Below are 235 nucleotides of genomic sequence, written 5' to 3'. Positions count from 1 at the left end.
TTTTTATTTTCCATTGCTTTATGAAAATGACTCCACATAATCTCACCACTTTTGTCGTAGGCAGCAAGAACAATTTCTTCTTTATTTTTGAATCTACGATAAATAGATCCTTTCGGTAGTTCAGTGGCTGTCATTATATCCTGAATGGATGTGCGAGTTATCCCATTAGTATTAAATAAATATAAAGATGTTTCAATAATTTTTTCTTTTACCTTATCAACTTTAGTCATGCTTT

At 30.2% G+C, this 235-nt stretch carries 1 protein-coding gene; it reads right to left on the bottom strand.

The features are described from left to right. Positions 1-230: TetR/AcrR family transcriptional regulator (locus BAQ46_RS29225; RefSeq protein ID WP_048539504.1), on the bottom strand; the 230-nt coding region annotated here is incomplete at its 3' end. Between the last annotated feature and the right edge of the window lie 5 nt (positions 231-235).

It is taken from the genome of Bacillus paranthracis (assembly GCF_001883995.1).
GTDB lineage: Bacteria > Bacillota > Bacilli > Bacillales > Bacillaceae_G > Bacillus_A > Bacillus_A paranthracis.
Note: the sequence above shows the minus strand (reverse complement) of the source record. Positions and strands in the feature narration are given on the sequence as shown.